This window comes from Herbidospora sakaeratensis (assembly GCF_001570525.1).
GTDB lineage: Bacteria > Actinomycetota > Actinomycetes > Streptosporangiales > Streptosporangiaceae > Herbidospora > Herbidospora sakaeratensis.
Map to the genome: position 1 here is coordinate 505,619 of NZ_BBXC01000009.1, position 24,803 is coordinate 530,421.

A 24,803-nucleotide genomic window follows, 5' to 3' on the forward strand; every position below is an offset into this window, starting at 1 on the left:
GTACGTAGCGTCCGAAACACGCCCGAAACACCCCTGTGGCGAGTTTCACAGATGTGAAACATGCAGGGTCCCGACCTGAAACGGCAGAAGAACACCCTGGCGTGCACGGGATAGCTAGCTAACCCCGACTACGTCAGTGCGCGAGCCGGTCGAAGACGCCCTAGGTGAAGCCCACTGCGCAAGTGATAACCGGCCACACGCCAATTGGAAGGAGGGTCGCATCGAATGAAGATCGATAGCGGCTCCACAGCCTGGATGCTCGTGAGCACGGCGCTCGTGCTGCTCATGACGCCGGGACTCGCATTCTTCTATGGGGGCATGACCAGGGCGAAGAGCGTCCTGAACATGATGATGATGTCGTTCGTGGCCATCATCACGGTGACGATCGCGTGGGTGGCCTACGGCTACTCCCTCGCGTTCGACGCCTCTGATGGCTTCCTGAACAAATTCGTCGGCGGGCTCGACAACATCGGGCTGATGGGCGTCAACGAGGCTGCCTACAACGACACCTTCCCCATGATGGTGTTCTCCGCCTTCCAGCTGACCTTCGCGATCATCACGGTCGCCCTGATCAGCGGTGCGATCGCCGACCGTGCCAAGTTCGGCGCGTGGGTGGTCTTCACCGTCGTCTGGGCCACCCTTGTCTACTTCCCCGTCGCGCACTGGGTGTGGGGCGGCGGCTGGCTCACCGAGCTGGGCATCGAGGACTTCGCGGGCGGCACCGTCGTCCACATCAACGCCGGCGCCGCCGCTCTGGCCCTGGCGCTGGTCCTCGGCAAGCGCTCCGGCTGGCGCAAGGAGCCGATGCGTCCGCACAACCTGACGCTGGTCCTCCTCGGCACCGGTCTGCTGTGGTTCGGCTGGTTCGGCTTCAACGCGGGCTCCGAGCTCGCCGCCGACGCCACCGCCGGTCTCGCCTTCATGAACACCCAGGTCGCCACGGCCATCGCGGCCGGCGCCTGGCTCGTGGTGGAGAAGTTCCGCGACGGGCACGCCACCACCCTCGGCGCCGCCTCCGGCGCGGTGGCCGGTCTGGTCGCGATCACCCCCGCGTGCGGCTTCGTCGACGTGTGGGCCGCCGCCCTCATCGGTCTGCTCGCCGGTGCGATCTGCGCCTACGCCGTCGGCCTCAAGTACAAGTTCGGCTTCGACGACTCGCTCGACGTGGTCGGCGTGCACCTGGTCGGCGGTGTCATCGGCGCCGTGGCGCTGGGCTTCGTCGCCAAGTACCCCTTCCTCGACGGCCAGGAGGAGGGCCTCATCTACACCGGGTCCTTCCGGCAGCTGGGCCTCCAGGTGCTCGGCCCGGTCGTGGTCGGCCTCTACTCCTTCATCCTCACCTACGTGATCGGTAAGGTCATCGACAAGACCATGGGCTTCCGGATCACGCAGGAGGACGAGGTCACCGGCATCGACATCACCACCCACGCCGAGACCGGTTACGACCTCGGCACCATTCACTCCTCGGGCGTGTCCTCGCTCAACGGGCCGGCCGTTCCGGCCGAGGCGAAGAAGGTGGACGCATGAAGCTGATCACGGCCATCATCAAGCCGTTCAAGCTCGACGACGTCAAGGCGGCGCTGGAGCAGTTCGGCGTGAAGGGCATCACCATCAGTGAGGCCAGCGGCTACGGCCGCCAGAAGGGCCACACCGAGGTCTACCGCGGCGCCGAGTACCAGGTCGACCTGGTGCCCAAGGTGCGCGTCGAGGTGCTGACCGAGGAGGACGACGCCGAGGACGTCATCGACGTCATCGTCAAGGCCGCCCAGACCGGCAAGATCGGCGACGGCAAGGTCTGGTCGGTCCCCGTGGACACGGTCGTCAGAGTCCGTACCGGGGAACGCGGCCCGGAGGCGCTGTAACCGGATGATGAGAGGGGAAGCTCGCTCGTTCGCCGCCGCCCGTAAGGAACGGGCGGCGGACATCGACCGGTGGCTCACGGACCTGCTCCGGACCGCCGTCAGTCAGCGGAACGGAAAGGGCGGGCTCCTCGACCCCGAGACACGTGGCCCCGATGCGCGGGGTGCAGAGCGCGGCCCCCTCACCGGGGTCGCGCTCGTCGCGGTCGGGAGCCTGGGGCGCGGGGAGCTGGCGCCCGGCAGCGACCTCGACCTCGTCCTGCTGCACAACGGGCGCGACGACGTCGCCCAGATCGCCGACCGGATCTGGTATCCCATCTGGGACTCCGGGGTCGGCCTCGACCACTCGGTCCGGACCGTCGACGAGGCCGTGAAGGTCTCGCGCGAGGACCTCAAGGCCGTGCTCGGCCTGATCCAGGCCCGCCACGTCGCGGGCGATCCCGAGCTGACCCGCGCCGCGCGCGAGGCGGTGCTGGCCGAATGGCGGTCCGACTCCCGGCGCCGGCTGGCCGAGCTGCGCGAATCGGCCGACAAACGCGCCGACTCCTCCGGCGAGCTGGCCTTCCTGCTCGAACCCGACCTCAAGGACGCCCGCGGCGGGATCCGCGACGTCCAGGCGATGCAGGCCGTGGCCGCCGCCTGGGTCGCCTCCGCGCCCGGGCCGCGGGTCCGGGAGGCCCACGAACTGCTGCTCGACATCCGCCACGGGCTCCACCTGGTGACCGCGCGCGGCACCGACCGCCTGGTGCTCCAGGAACAGGACGCCGTGGCGGGCACCCTCGGGCTGCTCGACGCCGAGGCGCTGATGCGCCGCCTGGCCGAGGCCGGGCGCACGATCGCCCACTCCTTCGACGCGACGTGGCGTACCGTCGACCGGCTCCTGTCCGGGCCGGCGCCGCGCGGACGGCGGCCGCTGGCCGACGGCGTGGTGGAGCACGGGGGAGAGGTCGTGCTGGCGCGCGGGGTGAACCCGCGCAACGACCCCGTCCTGGTGCTGCGGGCCGCCGCCGCGGCGGCCGAGGCCGGGTTGCCGCTCGCGCCCGCGACGGTGTCGACGCTGGCCGCCCAGTCGCCGGCGCTGCCGGTGCCCTGGCCCGACGAGGCGCGCGACGCGCTGGTGGGGCTGCTGGGGGCCGGGCGCGCGGCTGTGCCCGTCTGGGAGGAGCTCGACCAGGCGGGGGTCCTCGTCCGCCTGATCCCCGACTGGGAACGCGTGCGCCATCGGCCGCAGCGCAACCCGATCCACACCTACACGGTCGACCGGCACCTGATCGAGACCGTCGCCGGGGCCGCCGCGTTCACCCGCGAGGTGTCACGGCCCGACCTGCTGCTCATCGGCGCGCTGCTGCACGACATCGGCAAGGGCTGGCCCGGCGACCACTCGACCACCGGCGAGGTGGTCGTCCGCGACATCGCGGCCCGCATGGGCCTGCCGCCGGCCGACGTCGAGGTGCTGGCCACGATGGTGCGCCACCACCTGCTGCTGCCCGAGACCGCCACCCGGCGCGACCTCGACGACCCGGTGACGATCTCACGGGTGGCCGAGGCGGTCGGCTCCCACGAGGTGCTCGAACTGCTCGCCGCCCTGGCCGTGGCCGACGGCCTGGCCACCGGCCCGGCCGCCTGGAACTCCTGGAAGGCCAACCTGGTCTCCGACCTGGTCAGACGGGTCAGGTCGGCGCTCGCGGGCACCCCGCCCGCGCCCGCGCCCGCGTTGTCGGCCGAGCAGGCGTCGCTGGCCCGGCACGGCGGCGGCGCGATCCGCGTCAACGGGGGAGCGGTCACCGTCGTCGCCCCCGACCGGCCGGGCCTGCTCTGGCGGGCCGCCGGGGTGCTGGCCGCCCACCGCATGGTGGTGCGGTCGGCGTCGGCGGCCTCGGCCGGGTCGACGGCCGTCATCGAGTTCGCGGTGGTGCCCGAATACGGCTCCCCGCCCGACCCCGCCACGCTGGAGGCCGACCTGCGCCTGGTGCTCGCCGGGCGCCTCGACATCGAACAGCGGCTGGCCCGCCGCACCCGCTCGCTGCGCCCGCCCCGCGTGCCGGTCGCGCCGCCCCGGGTGACCCTGGTCGACGACGCCTCGAACACCGCGACCGTCGTCGAGGTCCGCGCCCACGACCGGCCCGGCCTGCTGTGGAAGATCGGCCGTGCCTTCGGCGACTGTGGCCTGGACGTGAAGGCGGCCAGAGTGGAGACTCTGGGAGCCGAGGCGGTCGACGTGTTCTACGTCGTCGACCGTGCCGGTCGCCCCATCACCGATGAGGCACAACGTGGTCAAGTCAGAGAGCATGTCCTTTCTGCACTGCGTTGATCATGTTTGTGTGCTTCAGTCCACTTACCACTTGGTAACGATTGTGTCCTGTGGGATGGGTAACCCCGTGACTGATCATGACCTTGTGGTCGAATTGTGCCCGCTTGTATGGCTATGTCACTTCACGCTGTCAGGAGTGTGAAGGGCTTTTTGTCAAGTACGAATGGCGGGGGCCGGTGTCCACTCACAAGCGGGCAAGCCGTTTCGCGCTGCGCAACTGGCGTGTGCCCACAAGGCTCACTGCGCTGATCCTCGCGCCGACGCTCATCGCGGTCATCCTGGCCAGCATGCGGGTCGTCGGCTCAGTAGACAGCCTGTCCGCCTACGAGCGGACCGCGACGGCGGCCGAGTACGCCGGTCGCCTGCGGGAACTCGCGCAGCAGCTGGCGGCCGAACGCGACCACAAGGCCTGGCTCGACGGCCTGGTCGGCGTGCAGAGCGCGCTGCGCAACGCCGACGAGACCATCCGCCAGCATCGGGACACGCTCGCGGAACAGAAGCTGGTCGTCGACGGCATGATCAAGAAGTCGATCGCCGATCTGGAGGCCGTCGACGCGTCGTTCGGGCCGCGCGTCGCCGAGGACGCCCGCCAGGTGCTCAACCGCCTGGAGACGGTGACCGACAGCCACGCCGCCGAACGCGACGACGACCCGGCGACCTCGGTCTTCTTCGAGTACGGCGCCACCATCGCCACCGTCCTGCGCCTGCACGACGACCTCGGCGAACTCAGCGACGACCCGGGCGTGGTGACCGCGTCCAACGCGCTGAGCGCGCTGGCCCACGTCAAGGACGAGGCCTCGCAACAACGGGCCATCATGGTCGGCGAGCTCCTGGAGCCCCGTCAGTCGTTCACCCCCGACGACCTCCAGCGCTTCCTGGGCTCGTGGTCGCGGCAGGAGACGTACGAGAGCGCTTTCAACGCCGAGGCGACCACGGCCCAGTTCCAAGCCTTCCACGCCGCCCGGATCAGCAAGGCGAGCACCGACGTCGAGATGGCCAAGGCGTGGGCGGTCGCGCTCGGCTCGCGCAACCAGCCGCTCAAGCCGATCCCCGGGCGGGTGCTGACCGCGCAGGACTGGTTCCGTGACAACGGCACGGTGCTGGACGCCATCTCCGAGGTCGAGGCCCAGGTCGCGACCTCGTTGCGGACCCGCGCCGACAACCTGCGCTCGACCGAGCGCCGCAGCGCCCTCGTGGCCGGCGGGCTCATCCTCGCGCTGATCCTGCTGGTCCTGGTGACGACCGTGCTGATCGCCCGCTCGATGGTGCGCCCGCTGCGGCGGCTGCGCGCCGAGGCGCTGGACATCGCGGGCACCCGGCTGCCGGAGATCGTGCGCCGCATGCGCGAGTCGGAGACGGGCGACACCTCACCGGCGGTGCAGCCCATCGCGGGCGACAACCACGACGAGATCGGCGAGGTCGCGCAGGCGTTCGACGAGGTCCACCTCCAGGCGGTCAAACTGGCCGGCGAGGAGTCGCGGCTGCGCAACAACGTCAACGCGATGTTCGTCAACCTGTCGCGGCGCACCCAGACCCTCGTCGAACGCCAGATCTCGCTCATCGACGGCCTGGAGCGCGGCGAACAGGACGGCGCCCGCCTGGCCGACCTGTTCAAGCTCGACCACCTGGCCACCCGCATGCGCCGCAACTCCGAGAACCTGCTGGTCCTCGCCGGGCACGAGACCGCGCGCAAGCGCAGCTCCCCGGCCCGGCTGGTGGACGTCGTGCGCGCCTCCCTGTCGGAGGTCGAGGACTACGAGCGGGTGACCGTGCGGGTGCACCGCTCGCCGGCCGTCGCCGGGCACGCCGCCAACGACGTCGTGCACCTGGTGGCCGAGCTGGTCGAGAACGCCATCTCGTTCTCGCCGCCCAGCACGAAGGTCATCGTGTCGAGCAGCCCGATCGAGGGCGGCGCGGTCCTGCTGGCCATCACCGACAACGGCATGGGGCTGAACCCCGACGAACTGCTGGAGGTCAACACCCGGCTGGCCGAGCCGCCGGTCGTGGACGTCTCGGTCTCCCGCCGCATGGGCCTGTTCGTGGTCGGCCGCCTGGCCGGCCGCCACGGCATCCGCGTCCAGCTCCGCCGCGGCGACAGCACCGGCATCATCGCGATGGTGCTGTTCCCGGCCGAGCTCATCAGCAACGCCGACGCCCCCGCCCAGCCCCCGCAGCAGCCCCAGGTCACCCGGCCCCGCCCGGAACTCCCCACGGGCCCGCTGCCCGCCCTCCCGACCGGCCCGTTCACCCAGCACACGGGCCCCATCGCCACGGGTCCGGCGACCACCGGCCCGATCACCACGGGCCCGATCACCACGGGCCCGATCACCACGGGCCCGGTCTCCTTCGGCACGGGCCCCCACGCGACCGGTCCCGTGACGGCCGGCGCGGGCGGCCTGCCCCAGCGCAAACCGCCGTCGCCCCGCTCTCCGGCGGACGACTCCTTCGCGCCTCCGGGCGGCCGGGTGCCCAGGCAGAGCCAGCCCCCGGGCGGCACGTTCCCAGGCTTCGAACGCCGCCACCCGAACAACCCGACGAACCCGACGGGACCGACCAATCCGGCCAACTCGACCGGCCCGATCAACCCTGCCGGTTCGACCGGCCCGATCAGCCGGATAGGCCAGGCGGGTGCCGCAGGTCCCGGCAGCTTCGCGGGCTCCGGCGATGCCGCGATGCCCGCAGGTCCCGGTGGCTCCGCGGGCCCCGGCAACCCTGCGAATTCCACGGGTCCCGGCGGGTCCTCGGGCTTGGCCGGTGCCGGGGGGCCGGGTGGTCTCAGCGGCTCCGCAGGTTCGGGGGGCTTTGGCGGCTCTGCGGGTTCGGGCGGTCCCAGCGGCTCTGCGGGTTTGGGCGGTCCCGGCGGTCCTACCGGTCCTGCCGGTACCGCCGGGCAGGGCGGGCAGCCTGGGCAGGGCGGGCAGCCTGGGCAGGGCGGGCGCGGCGGGCAGAGCGGGCAGACCGGGCGGTTGCGGCCCTCGACCGGGGACACGCAGCCGACGCCGCTCGCGCCGCCCTTCACCGAGCACTCCGGCGCGTTCCCCGTTCTCGGGGCGCCCGCCGGGTCGGCGGCTCCGCCCGCCGGGCGGCCGGTGGCGGACACGCCGCTGGAGCGGGGGGACGAGTTCCTGCCGATCTTCGCGTCGGTCGAGTCGTCGGCCTGGTTCACGCGGCCCGAGCCGACCCCCGCGCCCGCTGCTCCTGGGGCTCCAGATGCCCCTGTGACGCCTGGGGCGACTCCGTGGGGCCGGCATGCCGATCAAGGCTTCCAGGCGGCTCGTGCGGCCAACGAACCGGCCTCGGGGGGCGTCACACAGTCGGGGCTCCCGAAGCGGACGCCCCGTGCCAACCTGGTGCCGGGTTCCGTCGGGACGCAGCCCCAGGGAGGGACGGGCGCGGCGCCGCCGGAGTCACCCCGGCCCCAGGTCTCGCCGGAGGCCGTACGCGACCGGCTGTCCAGCTTCCAGCAGGGCGTACGACGAGGGCGGGCCGAAAGGACGCAGGAAGGCACGGGTAATGAGGAGGAGGGCTCGTGACTGAGCTCAGTGTCGACGTCAGCAGGTTCGACTGGCTGATCACCGACTTCGTGGGCGGCACCCCGGGGGTGGCCCACGCGGTGGTGGTATCGGCCGACGGCCTGCGCCTGGCCCACTCCAACGGGTTCCCGCCCGACCGGGCCGACCAGCTGGCCGCCGTGGCGGCCGGACTGGCCTCGCTGACCACCGGCGCCTCCCGGGTGTTCGAGGGCGGGCCGGTCCGGCAGACCGTCGTGGAGATGCAGCGCGGACTGCTCATGGTGATGTCGATCAGTGACGGTTCGGCCCTCGCGGTGCTGGCGTCACACGATTGTGATCTGGGCCTTGTCGCGTACCAGATGACCCTCCTGGTGGAGCGCGCCGGACAGGCGCTGACCCCGGCTCTGCGTGCCGAGCTGCACTCGGCGCGGCGGTGATGCCCGATGCGCGCGGGTGAGGGGACCGAGGACGAACCCCTTTTCCGTCCCTATGCCGTCACCGGAGGACGCGCCGAGCCGCGTTACCATCTGGCGATGGAGACGCTGGTCTCCACGGCGACCATGATGGGCGATGACTACTCCCTGCTCGGCCCCGAGCAGGAGGCGATCATGACGCTCTGCCGATCCGTGCGATCGGTCGCGGAGATCTCCGCGCTGCTCCGGGTCCCCCTCGGGGTGGCACGGGTGCTGATCGCCGACATGGCCGACGAAGGGCTGGTGCGACTGCACATGCCACAGCTCATCAGCTCGGGCCAGCCCGACCTTAACTTGCTCGAAAGGGTGCTCAGTGGACTTCGCAGGCTCTAGTCGCGGCCTGACCTCGACGAAGATCGTCGTGGCGGGTGGTTTCGGCGTGGGCAAGACGACGTTCGTCGGCGCCGTCTCGGAGATCCTTCCGCTGACGACCGAGGCCGTCATGACCGACGCCAGCGCGGGGATCGACGACCTCGGGCTCACGCCGGAGAAGACGACGACCACCGTCGCCATGGACTTCGGTCGTCTCTCGCTCGATCAGGACCTGATCCTTTACCTGTTCGGAACCCCCGGGCAGCACAGGTTCTGGTTCATGTGGGACGATCTGGTCCGCGGCGCGATCGGTGCCGTCGTACTGGTCGACAGCCGCAGGCTTGCCGACAGCTTCCCGGCGATCGACTACTTCGAGGAGGCGCAGCTTCCGTTCGTCGTGGCGCTGAACGGGTGGGACGGCGTGTTCATGCACGCCGAGGAGCAGATTCGCGAGGCTCTGTCGCTGCAGCCGCACGTGCCCATCGTGCGGACCGACGCGCGGTCCCGTGAAGCGGTCAAGTCCACCCTGATCACCCTTGTTGAGTACGTACTGACCGTACGTTCCGCATACGGTCGGCAATACTGATCGGGAACAATCCGCACCTCACGGGCATTGAGGGCCATCTGTCCCCGGCAGGTGGCCCATGTTTTTGTCCGGATTGTGGTAGTTCGTGGATGTGTGAGAGTTGGAGTCCCATTTCACTGGTTGACAGGATGCTGAAGCATCCTTCAAATCGAAGTGTGAACGTCCAGCTAACAATGTCCTGAAAAGTCTTGATCTGTGTTGATACGTGCTGCAACACTCCCCCTTTGGTCTGCCCCCCTGCAGGCCATCAGGCAAATTTCAGAAGGAGTAGCGGTCGTGTCCCGAATCCGGCACACCCGTCATCTGCCGGCTGTTGTCACCGCCGCCGGCCTTGTCCTCGCCCTGGCCGCGTGTGGCGGCTCGAACCCCGCCACCACGGCGGACGGCGCCGCCGCGCCGAGCGCCACCGCCGCGCAGCTCGACCCGAACGCCGACCTCACCAAGCAGAGCCTGACCTTCACCATCTGGGACGGCTACAGCCCCGAGGACCTGAAGGACCGCGTCAAGGAGAAGCTCGGCTTCACCATCGAGAAGGCGATCCACGACACCAACGAGACGGCCATGGCCAAGATCACGGCCTCCAAGGGTGTCGGTTTCGACGTGGCGTTCGTGTCGGGCCAGTACGCCCAGGCCCTCAACGAGGCAGGCCTGCTGGAGCCCCTGCACAAGGAGCTCATCCCGAACCTCGCGAACCTCTACCCCGAGGCGTCGAACCTGTCCTACGACAAGGGCAACAACTTCTCGGTTCCCTACACCTGGGGCACGACCGGCATCTGCTACCGGACCGACCTGGTGAAGCCCGCTCCCACGAGCTGGAACGATCTTCTCCAGCCGAAGCCGGAGTACGAGAAGAAGATCACCCTCATGACCACCGAGCGCTGGCTCGCGCTGCCCGCCCTCAAGGCCATGAACGCGTCGATCAACACCACCGACGACGCGGTGATCGCCAAGGCCAAGGAGATGCTGGAGGCCGCCAAGCCCAAGCTGCTGGCCTTCGACGACACCGAGTTCGGCGCCAAGGTCGCCAAGGGCGAGGCCGTCATGGCCGAGGCCTGGGACGGCTGGTGCCCCACGGGTGAGCCCAACGTCGGCTTCGTCGTCCCCAAGGAGGGCAGCGACCTCTGGGTGGACACGATGGTGATCCTGAAGGCGTCCAAGAACAAGGAAGCCGCGCACGCCTTCATCAACTTCATCCTCGACCCGGAGCAGCACGGCTGGGCGGCCCAGAACATCCTCTACAAGGTGCCGAACAAGGCCGCCATGGAGAAGGTCCCGGCCGACGTCCTCGCCTCGAACGAGCCGCTGAAGTACACGCCGGCCGACCTGCTGCAGGGCGAGTCGATCATCGACCTGGGCGAAGACTCGGTGAAGTACACGACCCTGTCGACCGAGGTCACCGCCGCGCAGTGACGCTGTGAGGGGCACCGCGGCGGAGTCCCCGGGGGCTTCGCCGCTTTTCGCCGCCCGCGTTGGAACGATCGTTTACCGCGAGAAGAGAACCCCAATGTCTGCTGAGAAGCCGCTCACCGTCCTGTTCATGCCGGAGAGCGCGTACGGGCCCACCAACAACTGCATCGGCATCGGAGACGTCCTGCTCAAGCGCGGCCACCGCGTGGTGTTCGCGGCCGAGGCGTCGTGGAAGGGCAAGCTGACCGCCCTCGGGTTCGAGGAGGACCTGGTCGACCTCGCCCCGCCGGCCGAGGACGCCGAGGAGCAGGACGCGGGCCAGTTCTGGAAGGACTTCATCCGCGACACCGCGCCCGAGTACCGCAAGTCGACGCAGGAGCAGCTCGAGACGGTCACCAAGCCGATCTGGGACGCCCTCATCGACGGCGCGAAGTACTGCGAGCCCCAGCTCAAGGCCATCATCGAGCGGGTGAAGCCCGACGTCATCGTCGAGGACAACGTCATCACCTTCCCCGCGCTGCTCACCGCGGGCGTGCCGTTCGTGCGCATCATGTCGTGCAACCCGCTGGAGATGCGCGGCGAGGGCGTCGCCCCGGTCTTCTCCGGTCTCCCGGCCACCGGTGAGGGGTGGAAGGAGTTCAACGAGGAGTACGACCGCACCCACCGCGAGATCTGGACGGCGTACAACGAATGGGTCGTGGAGCAGGGCGCGCCGCCGCTCCCGGACCTTGACTTCATCCACGAGGGTGACGCGAATCTCTACGTTTACCCCGAATTCCTCGACTACACTGTCGAGCGCCCGCTCGGGCCTTCGTGGACCCGGTTGGATTCGTCGGTACGAGAGACGGACGAGGACTTCACGTTGCCGTTCGAGCGCGGTGACAACGCGCTGGTCTACTTCTCGCTCGGTTCGCTCGGCTCGGCCGACGTCGAGCTGATGCGCCGGGTGATCGACGTGCTGTCGCGTACGCCGCACCAGTACATCGTCTCCAAGGGCCCCCTCCACGAGGAGATCGAGTTGGCCTCCAACATGTGGGGCGCCGAGTTCGTTCCGCAAACGAAGATCATCCCGCTGGTGGACCTCGTCATCACCCATGGCGGCAACAACACCACCACCGAGGCGCTGCACTTCGGCAAGCCGATGATCGTGCTGCCCCTGTTCTGGGACCAGTACGACAACGCCCAGCGCGTCGACGAGAAGGGTTACGGCGTCCGCCTGGACACCTACAAGTTCTCCGGCGAGGAGCTCATCAGCGCCGTCGACCGCCTGCTCGGCGACTCCGCTCTGCGCGCCGACCTGGCCGCGAAGGGCGAGGAGCTCCGCCGTCGAGACGGCCTCCGCGTGGCCGCGGACGTCATTGAGAAGGTCGCGGCCAAGTAAGAAGCACCAATCGCACTTGATGTCCGATTCGGCGATCCGGGTGTAATTCGCTGATCTGGTAACAGTGTGTTCCAATTTCTGGTGCCATAGAGGGCAACAGGAGTGACAGGCGAGAGGTTGTAAAAGCCAGTGACAACGCACGACCCGAGAGGTGGCCTCGGAATCGAGGCAGGCGTGCAGGAGAAGGCGGCGCCCGCCCCCGCCGCCAAAGCTCCAGGGGCCGCGTTCATGCGGCTGGGAAACTGGCGGGTGCGCTCCCGTCTCGTCGCCCTGATCCTGCTTCCGACGGTGGTCGGTGTCATCTTCGCGGCGGTGCAGCTCACCTCGGCGATCAACACCTCCGCCGAATACCGGAGACTGACCGAGGTCGCGCGGCTCGTGGTCCAGCTCGACGGGCTGAACCACGAGCTCGCCAAGGAACGCGACTACACGGCGCTGTTCATCCAGGACGGCCGCAAGAACAGCCGGTTCGACGAGGTCCAGAAGGTCTCGGGCAACGTCGACGTGCTTTCCGGCAAGGCGGTTGCCACGCTCCAGTCGCTCGACTCCAGCCACTCCACCCGTGTGCTCAGCCGGGCCGCGAAGATCGCCGGATGGCTCCGCGGTCTGCCCGGTCTGCGCGAGGGCGTCCTCGAGAACGAGAGCGTGCCCGCCCGAGCGGCCATCGTCATGTACACGACGATGATCTCGGAGCTCACCTCGCTCCACGAAGACCTGATCCGCTCCGCCGGCGCCGACGAACGCCTGTTCGCCGACACCACCGCCCTGGCCGCCTTCACCCGGGCCAAGGAGGACATCTCCAAGAGCCGCGGCCTGCTGGCCATCACGCTCGCGAGCCGGCCGCTGCAGCGCAACGTCAGGTTCGACTACGACGACCTGTCCGACTTCCTGAGCGCCGGCCGCTCCCAGGACACCCAGCTCGCCATCTTCCAGAGCGAGGCGTCCCCGGCCGACAGCTCGTTCTACCGCCAGACGGTCAAGGGCGAGATGACCGAACGCGCCCACTCGATGCGCGCCGCCGCCCTCGCCCAGCTCCGCCAGTTCAACGGAGCGATCCAGGACCTCGACCGCACCCGCACCGACGACCTCCAGCGCTGGTTCGACTCGACCACCGCGACGGTCGACCTGATGCGCGAGGTGGAGAAGCGGGTCGGCGACTCGGTCGTCACCCAGTCGGTCGCCCTGCAGGACGCCGAGCAGCGCAGCGCCGTCGTCTCCGGTGTGCTGATCGTGGTCCTGCTGCTGGTGGTCCTCGTCATCACCACCCTGGTCGCCGGTTCGCTCACCCGGCCGCTGCGCCGCCTGCGCCGCGAGGCGCTCGAGATCGCCGGTTCGCGGCTGCCCGACACGGTCCAGAAGCTGCGCGAGTCCGGTGAGGCCGCCGACCTGCCCGAGGTCGCCCCGATCGGCGTCACCACCTCCGACGAGATCGGTGAAGTGGCGCGCGCCTTCGACGAGGTCCACCGCGAGGCGATCCGGCTGGCCGGTGACGAGGCCCGCCTGCGGAGCAACGTCAACTCGATGTTCGTCAACCTCTCCCGCCGCACCCAGACGCTGGTGGAACGCCAGCTGTCCCTCATCGACGGCCTGGAGCAGGGCGAGCAGGACGAGACCCGGCTGGGCAACCTGTTCAAGCTCGACCACCTGGCGACGCGCATGCGCCGCAACTCCGAGAACCTCCTGGTCCTCGCCGGCCAGGAACCCGCCCGCCGCTGGGGCCAGCCGGTCCCGATCGTCGACGTCGTCCGCGCCTCCCTCTCCGAGGTCGAGAACTACGAACGCGTCGCCATCCAGGTGCAGTCGGGCGCGGCGGTCGTCGGCCAGTCGGTCAACGACGTCGTCCACCTCATCGCCGAGCTGGTCGAGAACGCCATCTCCTTCTCCCCGCGCGAGACCCGCGTCACCGTGTCGAGCAACCGCATCGACGGCGGCGGTCTGATGATCTCCGTAAGTGACGTCGGCATCGGCATGACCGGCGACGAGCTCGCGGCCGCCAACTGGCGCCTGGCCAACCCGCCGGTCGTCGACGTGTCGGTGTCGCGCCGAATGGGCCTGTTCGTGGTCGGCCGGCTGGCCCTGCGCCACGGCATCCGCGTCCAGCTCCGCCAGCAGGACGTCGGCGGCCTCACCGCGATGGTGCTGCTGCCCGAGAGCCTGCTCTCCCAGCCCGCCGGCGCCTTCCCCGGCGCCCCGCAGCAGGGCCTGCCCGCCAACGCCCAGCAGGCGCTGCCCGGGTCGGGCACCGGTTCGTTCGGCACGCCGGCTCCCGCCGCGTTCGGGCAGCAGCCGGCCCTGGCCAGCCCGACCCCGTTCGAGACGGTGCCGCGGCCCTTCGGCAGCGACGGGCCGCCCGACCCCTGGGCGAGCACCACCGGCGGCACGCCGTTCGACTCCTCGTTCGGCCAGCTCCCGCAGCGCAACCCCTTCGACAACCCGCCGGCCAACACCCTGCCCCCCGCGGGTATGCCCCCCGCGGGCCCGCCCGGACTGCCCGCCGCGCCGCGCAACCCCTTCGACCAGCCGGAGCGCGACCCCTTCGCGCCCATGCCGGATCGGGGCTCCTTCGACACCGGCCCGCGCATGTTCGGCGGCGGGCCGAGCCCGACCGACACCGGTCCGTTCGACCGCACCGCGTTCGCGCGCGGCCCGCTCGACAGCGGCGCCTTCGAGCCCCCCTACGACCAGCGGGGCGGCTTCGACACCGGCGGTCACCCCCTCGGTGGTCACAACACCGGTGGTCACACCACCGGTGGCCACAACACCGGCGGTTTCCCCTCGGGCGGCTACCCGCATCCCGGCGCGCACGACACGCCGTGGCCGGGGCAGACGCCCGCAGCCGGCACCTCTGGATGGCCCGGCGGACCGGCCGAGAACGGTTCCTGGCCGGGCACGCCCGCTCAGCGCGGGCCCTTCGAACCTGATGTCGACAACACCGGACCGCTTCCCGCGGTCCGCAACTCGCCCCTCGACGAGATCGACGAGTTCCTGCCGATCTTCGCCGCCGTGGAGTCCGACTGGTTCCGGCGTGCGCCGGACCAGCCCGAGGTTTCCGGCGACGACGAGAGCCCCGGTGAGCGCACCGCGTGGTCGTCCCCCGCGGTGGACGCCGGTTGGCAGGCCGCCCAGGCGGCCGCCGAGCCCTCACTCGGCGGAATCACCTCGTCCGGCCTGCCGAAGCGGGTGCCCAAGGCCAACCTGGTGCCGGGCTCGGCCGAACTGGCCGCGCCCTCGGCTCCCGTGCCGGTGGCTCCCGCGCCGTCGCTCTCGCCCGATCGTGTGCGCAACCGCCTGGCCAGCTTCCAGGCCGGCGTACGCCAGGGCCGCGCGGTGGCGAGGGGAGACATCAGCGAGGAGCAGGGTTGGCCCGGGGCAAACCCCGCCCAGGGTCAGGGTCAAGAGACCGATAAGGATGAGGCATGAGGGAAATGAGCCAGGCCGCTCGCGGCGTCAATTGGCTGATCACAGACTTCGTGAACAACGTGCCCGGTGTGGCGCACACGGTTGTGGTCTCCGCTGACGGGTTGCCCCTGGCGTACTCGGAGGGATTCCCGAAGGACCGCGCCGACCAGCTGGCGGCCGTGGCCGCGGGTCTGATCTCGTTGACGCAGGGCGCCTCGCGGGTCTTCGAGGGTGGAGCCGTGACGCAGACCGTGGTCGAGATGCAGCGCGGGCTGCTGTTGATCATGTCGATCAGCGATGGTTCCTGTCTGGCCGTGCTGGCCGCGGCCGACTGTGACATGGGTCTGGTGGCGTACCAGATGACGCTGCTGGTCGAGCGGGCGGGTCAGGTCCTGACCCCGGCCGTCCGCGCCGAGCTCCAGGCTTCCCACCCCCGTTGATCGAGATTAGGAGGTCGCCGTGGCAGGCGGCTGGACAGGCGAGCCCCCGGCGGAGCAAAGTTCGCTGGTGCGACCCTATGCGGTGACCGGTGGGCGCACGGCCCCGCGAGTTCAGCTCGCCATGGAGGCACTCGTCTCCTCTGTCATTGCGGCGCACGTGGACCTCTCGACCATGCCCCCGGAACGGCAGGCGATCACCTCGCTCTGCCGTCAGGTCAGGTCGGTCGCGGAGATCTCGGCCATGCTGCGCATGCCGCTGGGCGTGACGCGGGTGGTCATCGCCGACATGGCGGCGGAGGGCCTGGTGCAGGTGCACCAGCCGCAGCTCGACGCGGGTAAGCCGGATCTGGGTTTGTTGGAAAGGGTGCTCAGTGGACTTCGCAGGCTCTAGCCGGGGCCTGACCTCGACGAAGATCGTCGTGGCGGGTGGCTTCGGCGTCGGCAAGACGACATTCGTCGGTGCGGTGTCGGAGATCGTGCCGCTCACGACCGAGGCGGTGATGACCGACGCGTCCGAAGGCATCGACGACGTCGGCCTGACCCCCCACAAGACCACCACGACCGTGGCGATGGACTTCGGCCGGGTGTCGCTCGACCAGGATCTGATCCTCTACCTGTTCGGCACGCCCGGTCAGCACCGCTTCTGGTTCATGTGGGACGACCTGGTGCGGGGCGCCATCGGCGCCGTCGTGCTGGTCGACACGCGCCGCCTGGCCGACAGCTTCCCGGCCGTCGACTACTTCGAGGAGGCGCAGCTCCCGTTCGTGATCGGCATCAACGGGTTCGACGGCAGCTTCCCCCACGGGGAGAACGAGGTGCGCGAGGCGCTGTCGTTGTCGCCGCACACCCCGATCGTGCGCACCGACGCGCGGTCACGTGACTCGGTGAAGAACACGCTGATCACCCTGGTGGAACACGCTTTGACGATGCGGGTCGCGGTCCCCGGCTGGCAGCGCTAGCCGGGGACCCCGGTCCCCTTAGTTGGGTACGGCCTCGATGACGCTGGCCCACCCCGTGAGCGGCAGGATCCGCGCCGTGGTGAGGCCGCTCTTCTCCAGCAGCGTCTGATACTCGGCGGGCGTGCGCTCCATGCCGCCGCCCGAGAGCGACAACATCCGGATGTCGCCGTCCTTGCCCACGTGGGGCGAGTCGTCGTCGCTCAGCACGATCTCCAGGATCAGCACCCGTCCGTCGTCGGGCATGGCCGCCCGGACGTTGCGCAGGATCCGCACGCTGTCCTCGTCGCTCCAGTTGTGGATGACGTTGGCCAGCAGGAACACGTCGGGGCCGCTGGGGATGCCGGCGAAGAAGTCGCCGACGACGAACTCGCAGCGGTCGGCGAGGCCCGCCTCGGTCAGCGCCTCGCGGCCGCTGCCGAGCACCCGCTCCAGGTCGAACAGCACGCCTTCGAGGTGCGGGTTGGCCGCCAGCAGCGCGCCCAGGATGTGCCCGCGCCCGCCGCCCAGGTCGATGACCTTTCGGGCGTCGCTCAGGTCGTAGTTGTCGGCCAGGCCGGCCGCGAACGGCTCGGCGCGGATCGTCATGTAGTGGTCGAACAACACGGCGACCTCGGGGTTGCGGCCGACGTACTCGTAGACGTGGCCGTACTTCTCCTTGAAGACGCTCCGGCCGGTCCTGACCGTCTCGGGAAGCTGGCCCATGGCGTACCAGAAGGCCTCCTGGCCGACCATGCGCACGGCCGAGCGCACCGATCCCGGCGCGTCCTCGCACAGGAGCCGGCCCGACTCGGTGAGTTCGTAGCCTTCGGGGACGGTGCGCAGGAAGCCCATGGACGCCACCTCACGCAGCGTCCGGTGCAGCGACAGCGGGTCGGCGCCGCAGCGTTCGGCCAGTACGTCGGCCGTCAGCGGGCCGGCCGCGAGATGGTCGGCGCAGCCCAGCTCCGCCATCGTGGCGAGGGCGGCGAAGCGGGAGATCCCGTAGATCGCATCCCATACCGGGGCGGCCGGGTCGTTCTGGGTCACCTGGTCTCCAGTCCATATCCGTGCGGGTTTCGTTGCGGGGTCATGCCGCGGACGAGACGGCCGACTTCGGCGCGGAGCCGGACGAAGGCGTCGAGTTCGCGGGTGTGGATCTGGTCGCGCGGCCCGGGGAGCTGGACGGGCAGGTCGCCCACCACCGTCCCGGGGGCCTTGCTGAGCACCACGACGCGGTCGCCGACGTAGACGCTCTCGTCGACGTCGTGGGTGATCAGCAGGATGGTCATGCCGTGGTGGGCGCAGACGCGGAGGGTCAGGTCCTCCAGCTCCTCGCGGGTCTGCGCGTCGACGGAGCCGAAGGGCTCGTCCATGAGCAGCAGTTTCGGCTGGTAGGCGAGCGCGCGGGCGATGGACACCCGCTGCTGCATGCCGCCGGACATCTCCCACGGGAACTTCGCCGCGGCCCCGGCCAGGCCGACCTGTTCGAGGGCGGCCAGCGCGGCGGCGTCGCGGCGCTTCTTGTCCAGGCCGCGGCGGCGCAGCGGCAGGCCGACGTTGGCCAGCGCCGACATCCACGGGTAGAGCGAGCGGCTGTAGTCCTGGAACACCACAGCCAGGTTCTCGGGGCTGCCGTCGACGGGTTTGCCGTCGAGCAGGACGGTTCCGCCGGTGGGTTTGATCAGCCCCGCGATCGACCGCAGCAGGGTCGACTTCCCGCAGCCCGACGGCCCGACGATGCAGACCACCTCGCCCTGGGCGACCTTGAGGTTGACGCGGTCGATGGCGCGGTAGGAGCCGTAGGTGTGGCTCAGGTCGACTAACTCAAGCACCGGATCTTCCTAAACGTTGCGCCTGGCGTTGGCGTGCCAGGACAGGACGCGGCCCTCGGCGACGAGGAACAGGGCGTTGAACAGCAGGCCGAGCACGCCGAGCAGGACGATGTGCGCCCAGACCCCGGCGTAGTCGTAGGACTGCTGCGCGTAGAGCAGGCTGTAGCCGATGCCGCTGTTGCTGCCGACGAGTTCCGACACCACCATCAGGATCAGCGCCAGCGACAGGCTCAGCCGGAGGCCCGCGAAGATCTTCGGCATGGCCGAGGGCAGGATGACGCGGCGGAGGATGTCGTACCGGCTGAACTGGAAGACCCGTGCGGTCTCCAGGAAGCCCTTGTCGACCGACCGCACGCCGTCGGTCGTGTTGACCAGCACCGGCCAGATGACGCCGAAGACGATGACGGCCAGCTGCGTGGGGGTGCCGATCTTGAACAGGACGAAGAAGATGGGCACCAGCAGCGGCGGCGGCAGGGCACGCAGGAACTGCAGCACCGGGTCGGCGTACTCGGCCAGGCCGCGGATCCGGCCGAGGGCCACTCCGAGGGCGACGCCGAGCACGCCGGCGATGACCCATCCCGCGAGGAGCCGGCCGAGGCTGGGCCCGAAGGTGTCGAGCGCGCCGTCGGTCAGCAGCAGCTGGGAGGCCGGGCCGCTCAGCCACATGTCGTAGAACTGGGTGGCGATCCGGCTGGGCGGCGGGAAGTACGGCGACTCGGTCGCCCGCGTGAGCAGTTCCCACACCACCAGCGTCACGGGCACGATCCAGAAGCGGAGCACGCCGGAGGTCGCTCGTCTCACGTGGCGGCCCCCGCTCTGGCGCGGTGCCACCGGAACAGCCGGTTCTCCCCGGCCACCAGCAGCGCGTTGACCAGGATGCCGAACAGCCCGACCAGGATGGTCGCGCCGATCATCAGGTCGAGCCGGTTGCCGCTCGCCGCGATGGTGATGTAGACGCCGATGCCCTCGATGCCGCCGGCGATCAGCTCCGACGTCACGACCAGCACGATCGCGACCGAGGCGGCCAGCCGGATGCCGGTGGCGATGAACGGCGCGGCGCCCGGCAGCACCACCCGGTAGGCCACCGAGCCGGGACCGAAGCCGAAGCTGCGCAGGGTCTCCTTGGCCAGCGGGTCGACGTCGCGCACGCCGTAGATGGTGTTGATGAGCACGGGCCACAGGGCGGCGTACACCGCGACCGTGATCCGCATGTGGGTGGTCTCCGAGTAGAGCAGGATGACCAGGGGGATCAGCGCGACCGACGGGATCGGCCGCAGGAACTCGATCAGCGGCCGCACCGCCAGTTCGGCGGGTTTGACCATGCCGAGCAGCAGCCCGGCCGGCACGGCGATCGCGATCGTCACCAGCAGCGCCAGCGCCCACGTGGTCAGGCTCGACCGGGCGCTGACGAGGAACTCGGGGTCGGTGAGCAGTTCACCGGCCCGCAGCAGGACCGTGGAGACGAGGGGCAGCCTTTCGGTGTCCCACGCGCCCAGCCGGCCGGCCGCCTCCAGAACGACGAGCAGCCCCGCGGTCCCGATGAGACCGCGGAGCAGGCTCGCCCCGTTTACCTTCGGCACGTCGTCACTGCGCGGGGGCAGCCGGCGCCATCAGGGCCTTCACGTCGAAGCCGGCCGGGATCATGCCGTACTCCGTCAGCGTGTCGGCGACCCGCTGCAGACGGGCCTCGCTCAGCGAGGTGGAGTAGGTGCCCAGCGCGATGACGGCCGCGGTGGCGGCGTCGATCTTCGTGTACTTCGGCAGCGCCTCCTCCACGACCTTGCGGTCGGTGGCGGCCAGGGTCTGCGCCTTGGCGAGGGCGCGCTGGAAGGCGGCCACCGTCTTGGGGTTCTCGCTGGTGAACTTGTCGGTCATCACCCAGCCGGCGATCGGGAAGTTCTCCAGCGGGCCCGCCATGCTGTCGGCGACCTTCTTGGCGCCGGCCTTGGCGTTGGCCGAGATGAACGGCTCGGCGACCCAGATCGCGTCGACGGTGCCGGTCTCCAGCGCCGCGCCCATCTCGGGCAGCGGCATGGCGACGTACTGCTCCTTCTCGTTGATGGTGACGCCGGCGACCTTGGCGGTCGCGGTCACCGCGAGGGTGCCGATCGCGTTGAGGGTGTTCACGGCGATCTTCTTGCCCGCGAGGTCGGCCGCGGTGTTGATGGCGGCGTTGTCACCCTTGGTCATGATGACGAAGTTGTCGGGGGCGGCCTGGTAGCTGTCGGCCACCACCTTGAACTTGCCGGCGCCGGCCTGCTGCGCGAGGAACAGCGCGACGTAGTTGCCGAGCATGGCGTCGAGCTGGCCCGCGACGAGCTTGGGCGTGGCGGCGGCGCCGCCGACCTCGACGGAGATCTTGACGTCGAGGCCCTCTTCCTTGAAGAAGCCCCGGTCCAGAGCGATCTGGATGGGGGCGGCGTCGGGCACGGCCACGACGCCGATGGTCAGCGCGGTCTTCTCGAGCCCGCCGGAGCCGCCGGCGGCCGCGCCGGTCTCGGGCTCGCCGCTGCCACAGGCCGAAAGGGTCAACGCAGCCAGAACGCCCACGATGAGCGTCCGGCCCGCAAATAGGCGCCTCATAGGTTGAGTCTCCTTAGATGGGGGGAAGCACACCCGCCCATGGCCAAGATCGCGGGGCCCGGCGGGCGACGGCGAAGACTGTATCGGTTCGAAATCACCATCAACAGGAATAAGAGCACTATGTCACCAAACTTGTAAACAAATTAGCCCCTGTGACTTTTGGGGGGTTAAGGGAAGTAGTGGGCGTTTGGACCGGTCCTTGGAACAGCGGGGTCCGATCGGCGGATCGGGTCCATCGCTGACCTGGCCTGGGATAACTATGTGATGAATCGTCATCTCTGGACCGGTCCAAAACCAATGTGACTATTGGTGGAGCTCCTAGTCATATGCTCCAATTGCCCCTGGCTTATGGGAGGTATCCCGAAGAAAATTGAAATTTCTTTTATCGGAAGGGTGCGGCCTGTGAGGACGGCAACGATCGAACGTGATCACCGCACCGCGCCCGAGGCGCCGCCGGAACCCCCGAGGGAGCCGGCCGGTCATCGGGACACGACATCCAAGCGGATGGCGTTGCACAACTGGCGGGTCCGTAACCGCCTTATCGCACTGATCATGATTCCGACCGTCGCGGCGGTCGTTCTCGGCGCCATGCGCGTCATCAGCGCGGTTACCAGTGCCGCGGAATATCAGCGGGTGAGTGATATCGCCGCGTTCACCGGAACGCTGGGCGAGCTCATCCAGGAGATCGAACTCGAACGAGATTTGACAATTCCCTACATCGCTGACAGGCGAAGTCAAGAGTCTGATCTCAACCTAATCGACGCACAGAAGAGCAAAGTGGACGTTCTCGCCGAAAAGGTGCGAGAGCGTGTTCCAGAGATCGAAGGTTCTCTCGGTGACCTCGGTAAAGAGAAGCTGACGCGAGTCGACGGCCGCCTCTCCGAGCTCAAGAACCTGCGCGAGATCACTCTCAAGACCCAGCTCCCCGCGCTCCCCGCGGTGGACAAGTACTCCCTCGTCATCGGCGACCTGCTGCGCTTCTACGAAGAGGTCGGCCAGGCCGGCACCGACGAGTCCATCGACGGCACCGCCGCCGCGCTGACCGCGCTGGCCCGTGCCAAGAACGAGCAGTCGATCATGCGTGGCCTGCTCTCCCTCGGCATCAAGATGCGCAACTTCACGCCCATCGAGCTCGACGCCGTGACCGCCGCCCGCAAGCGGTTCGAGAGCGAGATCGCCGCGTTCCGCGTCGCGGCCACCCCGGCCGAACGGCAGCTGTACGCCGACACCGTGACCGGCGCCCGCGTCGACCAGGCCGAGTTCCTGCGCGGCTCGGCGATGGAGCGCATCCGCCTCGACCGCCAGCTCGTCAACCTCGACGGCACCCCCGGCGAGGACTCGGAGATCTGGTTCGAGTCCAGCAGCTTCGGCATCGAGCGCATGTACGAGGTCGAGAAGCAGCTCGTCGGCTCGGTCGTGAAGCAGGCCGACACGCTGGCCGCCGCCGACCAGCGCGGCGCCCTGGTCAACATCCTGATCGTCGTGGTCATCCTGGCGCTGGTGCTGCTCATCACCACCGGAATGGCGCGCTCGCTGACCACACCGCTGCGGCGGCTGCGGTCGGAGGCCCTGGAGATCGCCGGGCACCGGCTGCCCGACCTGGTCCAGCGGCTGCGCGAGTCCGACTCCGCGCACGACTCGGTCCCGCACGTCGCCCCCATCGGCGTCAGCGGCTCCGACGAGATCGGTGAAGTGGCGCGGGCCTTCGACGAGGTCCACCGCGAGGCGGTCCGGCTGGCGGGTGACGAGTCGCGCCTGCGCAGCAACATCAGCGCGATGTTCGTCAACCTCTCCCGCCGCACCCAGACGCTGGTGGAGCGGCAGATCGCCCTGATCGACGGCCTGGAGCAGGGCGAGCAGGACGAGGCCCGGCTGGCCAACCTGTTCAAGCTCGACCACCTGGCGACGCGCATGCGCCGCAACTCGGAGAACCTCCTGGTCCTCGCCGGCCAGGAGCCCGCCCGCCGGTGGAGCCAGCCGGTGGAGGTCACCGACGTCGTGCGCGCCTCGCTCTCCGAGGTCGAGGGCTACGAGCGCGTCGTCATCAACGTGCCGGGTGAGGTCGCGCTGGCCGGTCAGGCCGTCAACGACGTCATCCACCTGCTCGCCGAGCTGGTCGAGAACGCCCTGTCGTTCTCCGCCCGCGACACCCGCGTCATCGTGTCGGGCAACCGCATAGACGGCGGGGGAGTGATGGTGTCGGTGACCGACTCCGGCATCGGCATGAGCCCCGACGAGATCGGCGCCACGAACTGGCGGCTGGCCAACCCGCCGGTCGTGGACGTGTCGGTGTCCCGTCGAATGGGCCTGTTCGTGGTCGGCCGGCTCGCGCTGCGCAACGGCATCCGCGTGCAGATCCGCAACCACGACGGCGGCGGTCTCACCGCGATGGTGCTGCTGCCCGAGTCGCTGATCGCCGTGCCGCCCAGCGCGGTCCAGCAGAGCCAGCACTTCGGCACCGGCGGGTACGCCCCCGCCTGGACCCCCAAGGGCCAGCTGCCCCAGATGCCCCCGCAGCAGGACACCACCGGCGGCTGGGGCCCGCCGCAGCTCGGCTCGACCGGTGGACGGCCCGCGTTGCCGTCGCCCGGTCCGCTGGGACCGTCGACGGGCCCGTACAACACCCAGCCCGCGCCGCCCTCCCACCACACGGGCCCGCAGCACACGGGTCCCCAGCACCACCACACGGGTCCCCAGCACACGGGTCCCCAGCACACGGGCCCGCAGCCGTCGATGTTCGGCCCGCCGCCCCGGCAGCAGGGACCGGCGTCGACCGGACCGAACGGCGCTCCGGGAGGTCAGCCCACGATGTTCGGACCGCCGCCCCCGTTGCCGCAGCAGCCCGGAAACCCGCTGCCCCGGCGCAAGTTCGACTCGGCCCTGGGCGGTCTGTCCGGCCTGAGCGAACGGGACGCCGACGTCACCGGCCCGCTGCCCGCGGTCCGGGAACCCGCCGGACAGGACCGGCCCGAGGAGTTCCTGCCGATCTTCGCGTCGGTCGAGTCGGCGTGGTTCAAGAAGCCCGCCGAGGAGACCAAGCCCGAGGAGGTCTGGAAGGACACCAAGGCCGACTCCGCGTGGGGGGTCGCCGCCGCGGCCCAGCAGCCCCAGTTCGAGGCCAGCACCTCCGCCGGCCTGCCCAAGCGTGTACCCAAGGCCAACCTCGTCCCGGGCTCCGCCGAGCCGGGCCGGCAGGCGGCCGCGTCACCACCGCCGTCGCTCTCCCCCGACCGCGCCAGAAGCCGGCTCTCCAGCCTCCAGTACGGCGTACGCCAGGGCCGCGCCGTGGCCCGGGGCGAGATCAGCGAGGACGAGGGTTACCCAGGAAGAGGGGAATGACCAGCGTGAGAGAGATGAGCCAGGCCGCCCGCGGCATCAACTGGCTGATCAACGACTTCGTGATGTCGGTGCCGGGCGTCGCCCACACCGTCGTCGTCTCGTCCGACGGCCTTCCGCTGGCCTACTCGGACGGATTCCCGAAGGACCGCGCCGACCAGCTCGCGGCGGTCGCGGCCGGGTTGATCTCGCTGACCCAGGGCGCCTCCCGCGTGTTCGAGGGAGGCCCGGTCACGCAGACCGTCGTGGAGATGCAGCGCGGGCTGTTGCTGATCATGTCGATCAGCGACGGCTCCTGCCTGTCGGTGCTCGCGGCGGCCGACGCGGACATGGGCCTGGTCGCCTACCAGATGACGCTGTTCGTCGAGCGTGCCGGTCAGGTACTCACGCCCGCGGTCAGGGCGGAACTCCAGGCCTCCAACCCGAGGAGATGA

Annotated in this window: 20 protein-coding genes; 15 read left to right on the forward strand and 5 right to left on the reverse strand. The window is 69.8% G+C overall.

The window, feature by feature from the left end:
- The first annotated feature begins 225 nt into the window (after positions 1–225).
- From AW271_RS12325 to AW271_RS12385, 13 genes are all read left to right on the forward strand, one after another.
- A complete protein-coding gene (locus tag AW271_RS12325; RefSeq protein ID WP_062336046.1) occupies positions 226–1,527 on the forward strand; it encodes an ammonium transporter in 1,302 nt (433 codons plus the stop codon).
- A complete protein-coding gene (locus AW271_RS12330) occupies positions 1,524–1,862 on the forward strand; it encodes a P-II family nitrogen regulator (protein ID WP_030455639.1) in 339 nt (112 codons plus the stop codon). The genes AW271_RS12325 and AW271_RS12330 overlap by 4 nt, the downstream gene beginning before the upstream one ends.
- Positions 1,863–1,869: 7 nt before the next feature.
- Entirely contained in the window at positions 1,870–4,170 is a 2,301-nt protein-coding gene (locus tag AW271_RS12335) for a [protein-PII] uridylyltransferase (RefSeq protein WP_062336440.1), read from the forward strand.
- Between the two features lie 224 nt (positions 4,171–4,394).
- A complete protein-coding gene (locus AW271_RS12340) occupies positions 4,395–7,703 on the forward strand; it encodes a nitrate- and nitrite sensing domain-containing protein (protein WP_169806319.1) in 3,309 nt (1,102 codons plus the stop codon).
- Entirely contained in the window at positions 7,700–8,119 is a 420-nt protein-coding gene (locus AW271_RS12345) for a roadblock/LC7 domain-containing protein (protein ID WP_062336050.1), read from the forward strand. Before AW271_RS12340 ends, AW271_RS12345 begins: the two co-directional genes overlap by 4 nt.
- A gap of 6 nt (positions 8,120–8,125) precedes the next feature.
- Positions 8,126–8,488, forward strand: coding sequence for a DUF742 domain-containing protein (locus AW271_RS12350; protein ID WP_030455643.1), 363 nt, complete (start codon positions 8,126–8,128; stop codon positions 8,486–8,488).
- Positions 8,469–9,053, forward strand: coding sequence for a GTP-binding protein (locus AW271_RS12355; protein WP_030455644.1), 585 nt, complete (start codon positions 8,469–8,471; stop codon positions 9,051–9,053). The genes AW271_RS12350 and AW271_RS12355 overlap by 20 nt, the downstream gene beginning before the upstream one ends.
- Positions 9,054–9,329: 276 nt before the next feature.
- On the forward strand, positions 9,330–10,463 hold the full coding sequence (locus tag AW271_RS12360) for a polyamine ABC transporter substrate-binding protein (RefSeq protein WP_083976492.1): 1,134 nt from the start codon (positions 9,330–9,332) through the stop codon (positions 10,461–10,463).
- 94 nt (positions 10,464–10,557) lie between these two features.
- Entirely contained in the window at positions 10,558–11,841 is a 1,284-nt protein-coding gene (locus tag AW271_RS12365) for a glycosyltransferase (RefSeq protein ID WP_062336052.1), read from the forward strand.
- 174 nt (positions 11,842–12,015) lie between these two features.
- Entirely contained in the window at positions 12,016–15,261 is a 3,246-nt protein-coding gene (locus AW271_RS12370; RefSeq protein WP_157554037.1) for a sensor histidine kinase, read from the forward strand.
- Positions 15,258–15,680, forward strand: a complete 423-nt coding sequence (locus tag AW271_RS12375; protein WP_061296951.1) for a roadblock/LC7 domain-containing protein — start codon at positions 15,258–15,260, stop codon at positions 15,678–15,680. Before AW271_RS12370 ends, AW271_RS12375 begins: the two co-directional genes overlap by 4 nt.
- A 19-nt stretch (positions 15,681–15,699) precedes the next feature.
- Positions 15,700–16,071, forward strand: coding sequence for a DUF742 domain-containing protein (locus AW271_RS12380; RefSeq protein WP_030455649.1), 372 nt, complete (start codon positions 15,700–15,702; stop codon positions 16,069–16,071).
- A 7-nt stretch (positions 16,072–16,078) separates the two neighbouring features.
- On the forward strand, positions 16,079–16,639 hold the full coding sequence (locus AW271_RS12385) for a GTP-binding protein (RefSeq protein WP_034385786.1): 561 nt from the start codon (positions 16,079–16,081) through the stop codon (positions 16,637–16,639).
- Between the two features lie 18 nt (positions 16,640–16,657).
- On the opposite strand, the gene AW271_RS12390 is transcribed toward AW271_RS12385, so the two are convergent.
- From AW271_RS12390 to AW271_RS12410, 5 genes are read right to left on the reverse strand one after another with little or no spacing between them, the layout of a single operon-like run.
- The gene (locus tag AW271_RS12390; protein WP_062336057.1) at positions 16,658–17,665 is read right to left on the reverse strand and encodes a methyltransferase; all 1,008 of its coding nucleotides are present in this window, start codon (positions 17,663–17,665) and stop codon (positions 16,658–16,660) included.
- Positions 17,662–18,450 carry an ABC transporter ATP-binding protein gene (locus AW271_RS12395; RefSeq protein ID WP_062336059.1) on the reverse strand — a complete coding sequence of 263 codons (789 nt, stop codon included), beginning with the start codon at positions 18,448–18,450 and terminating at the stop codon, positions 17,662–17,664. The genes AW271_RS12390 and AW271_RS12395 overlap by 4 nt, the downstream gene beginning before the upstream one ends.
- A 9-nt stretch (positions 18,451–18,459) precedes the next feature.
- A complete protein-coding gene (locus AW271_RS12400) occupies positions 18,460–19,251 on the reverse strand; it encodes an ABC transporter permease (protein WP_218008034.1) in 792 nt (263 codons plus the stop codon).
- Positions 19,248–20,030, reverse strand: a complete 783-nt coding sequence (locus tag AW271_RS12405; protein WP_062336063.1) for an ABC transporter permease — start codon at positions 20,028–20,030, stop codon at positions 19,248–19,250. The genes AW271_RS12400 and AW271_RS12405 overlap by 4 nt, the downstream gene beginning before the upstream one ends.
- 4 nt (positions 20,031–20,034) lie before the next feature.
- Complete coding sequence (locus AW271_RS12410) at positions 20,035–21,000, reverse strand: ABC transporter substrate-binding protein (protein WP_245653037.1); 966 nt, start codon at positions 20,998–21,000, stop codon at positions 20,035–20,037.
- 621 nt (positions 21,001–21,621) lie between these two features.
- On the opposite strand from AW271_RS12410, the gene AW271_RS12415 reads away from it, so the two are divergent.
- Positions 21,622–24,372 carry a nitrate- and nitrite sensing domain-containing protein gene (locus AW271_RS12415; RefSeq protein WP_245653047.1) on the forward strand — a complete coding sequence of 917 codons (2,751 nt, stop codon included), beginning with the start codon at positions 21,622–21,624 and terminating at the stop codon, positions 24,370–24,372.
- Positions 24,369–24,803, forward strand: coding sequence for a roadblock/LC7 domain-containing protein (locus AW271_RS12420; protein ID WP_062336070.1), 435 nt, complete (start codon positions 24,369–24,371; stop codon positions 24,801–24,803). Before AW271_RS12415 ends, AW271_RS12420 begins: the two co-directional genes overlap by 4 nt.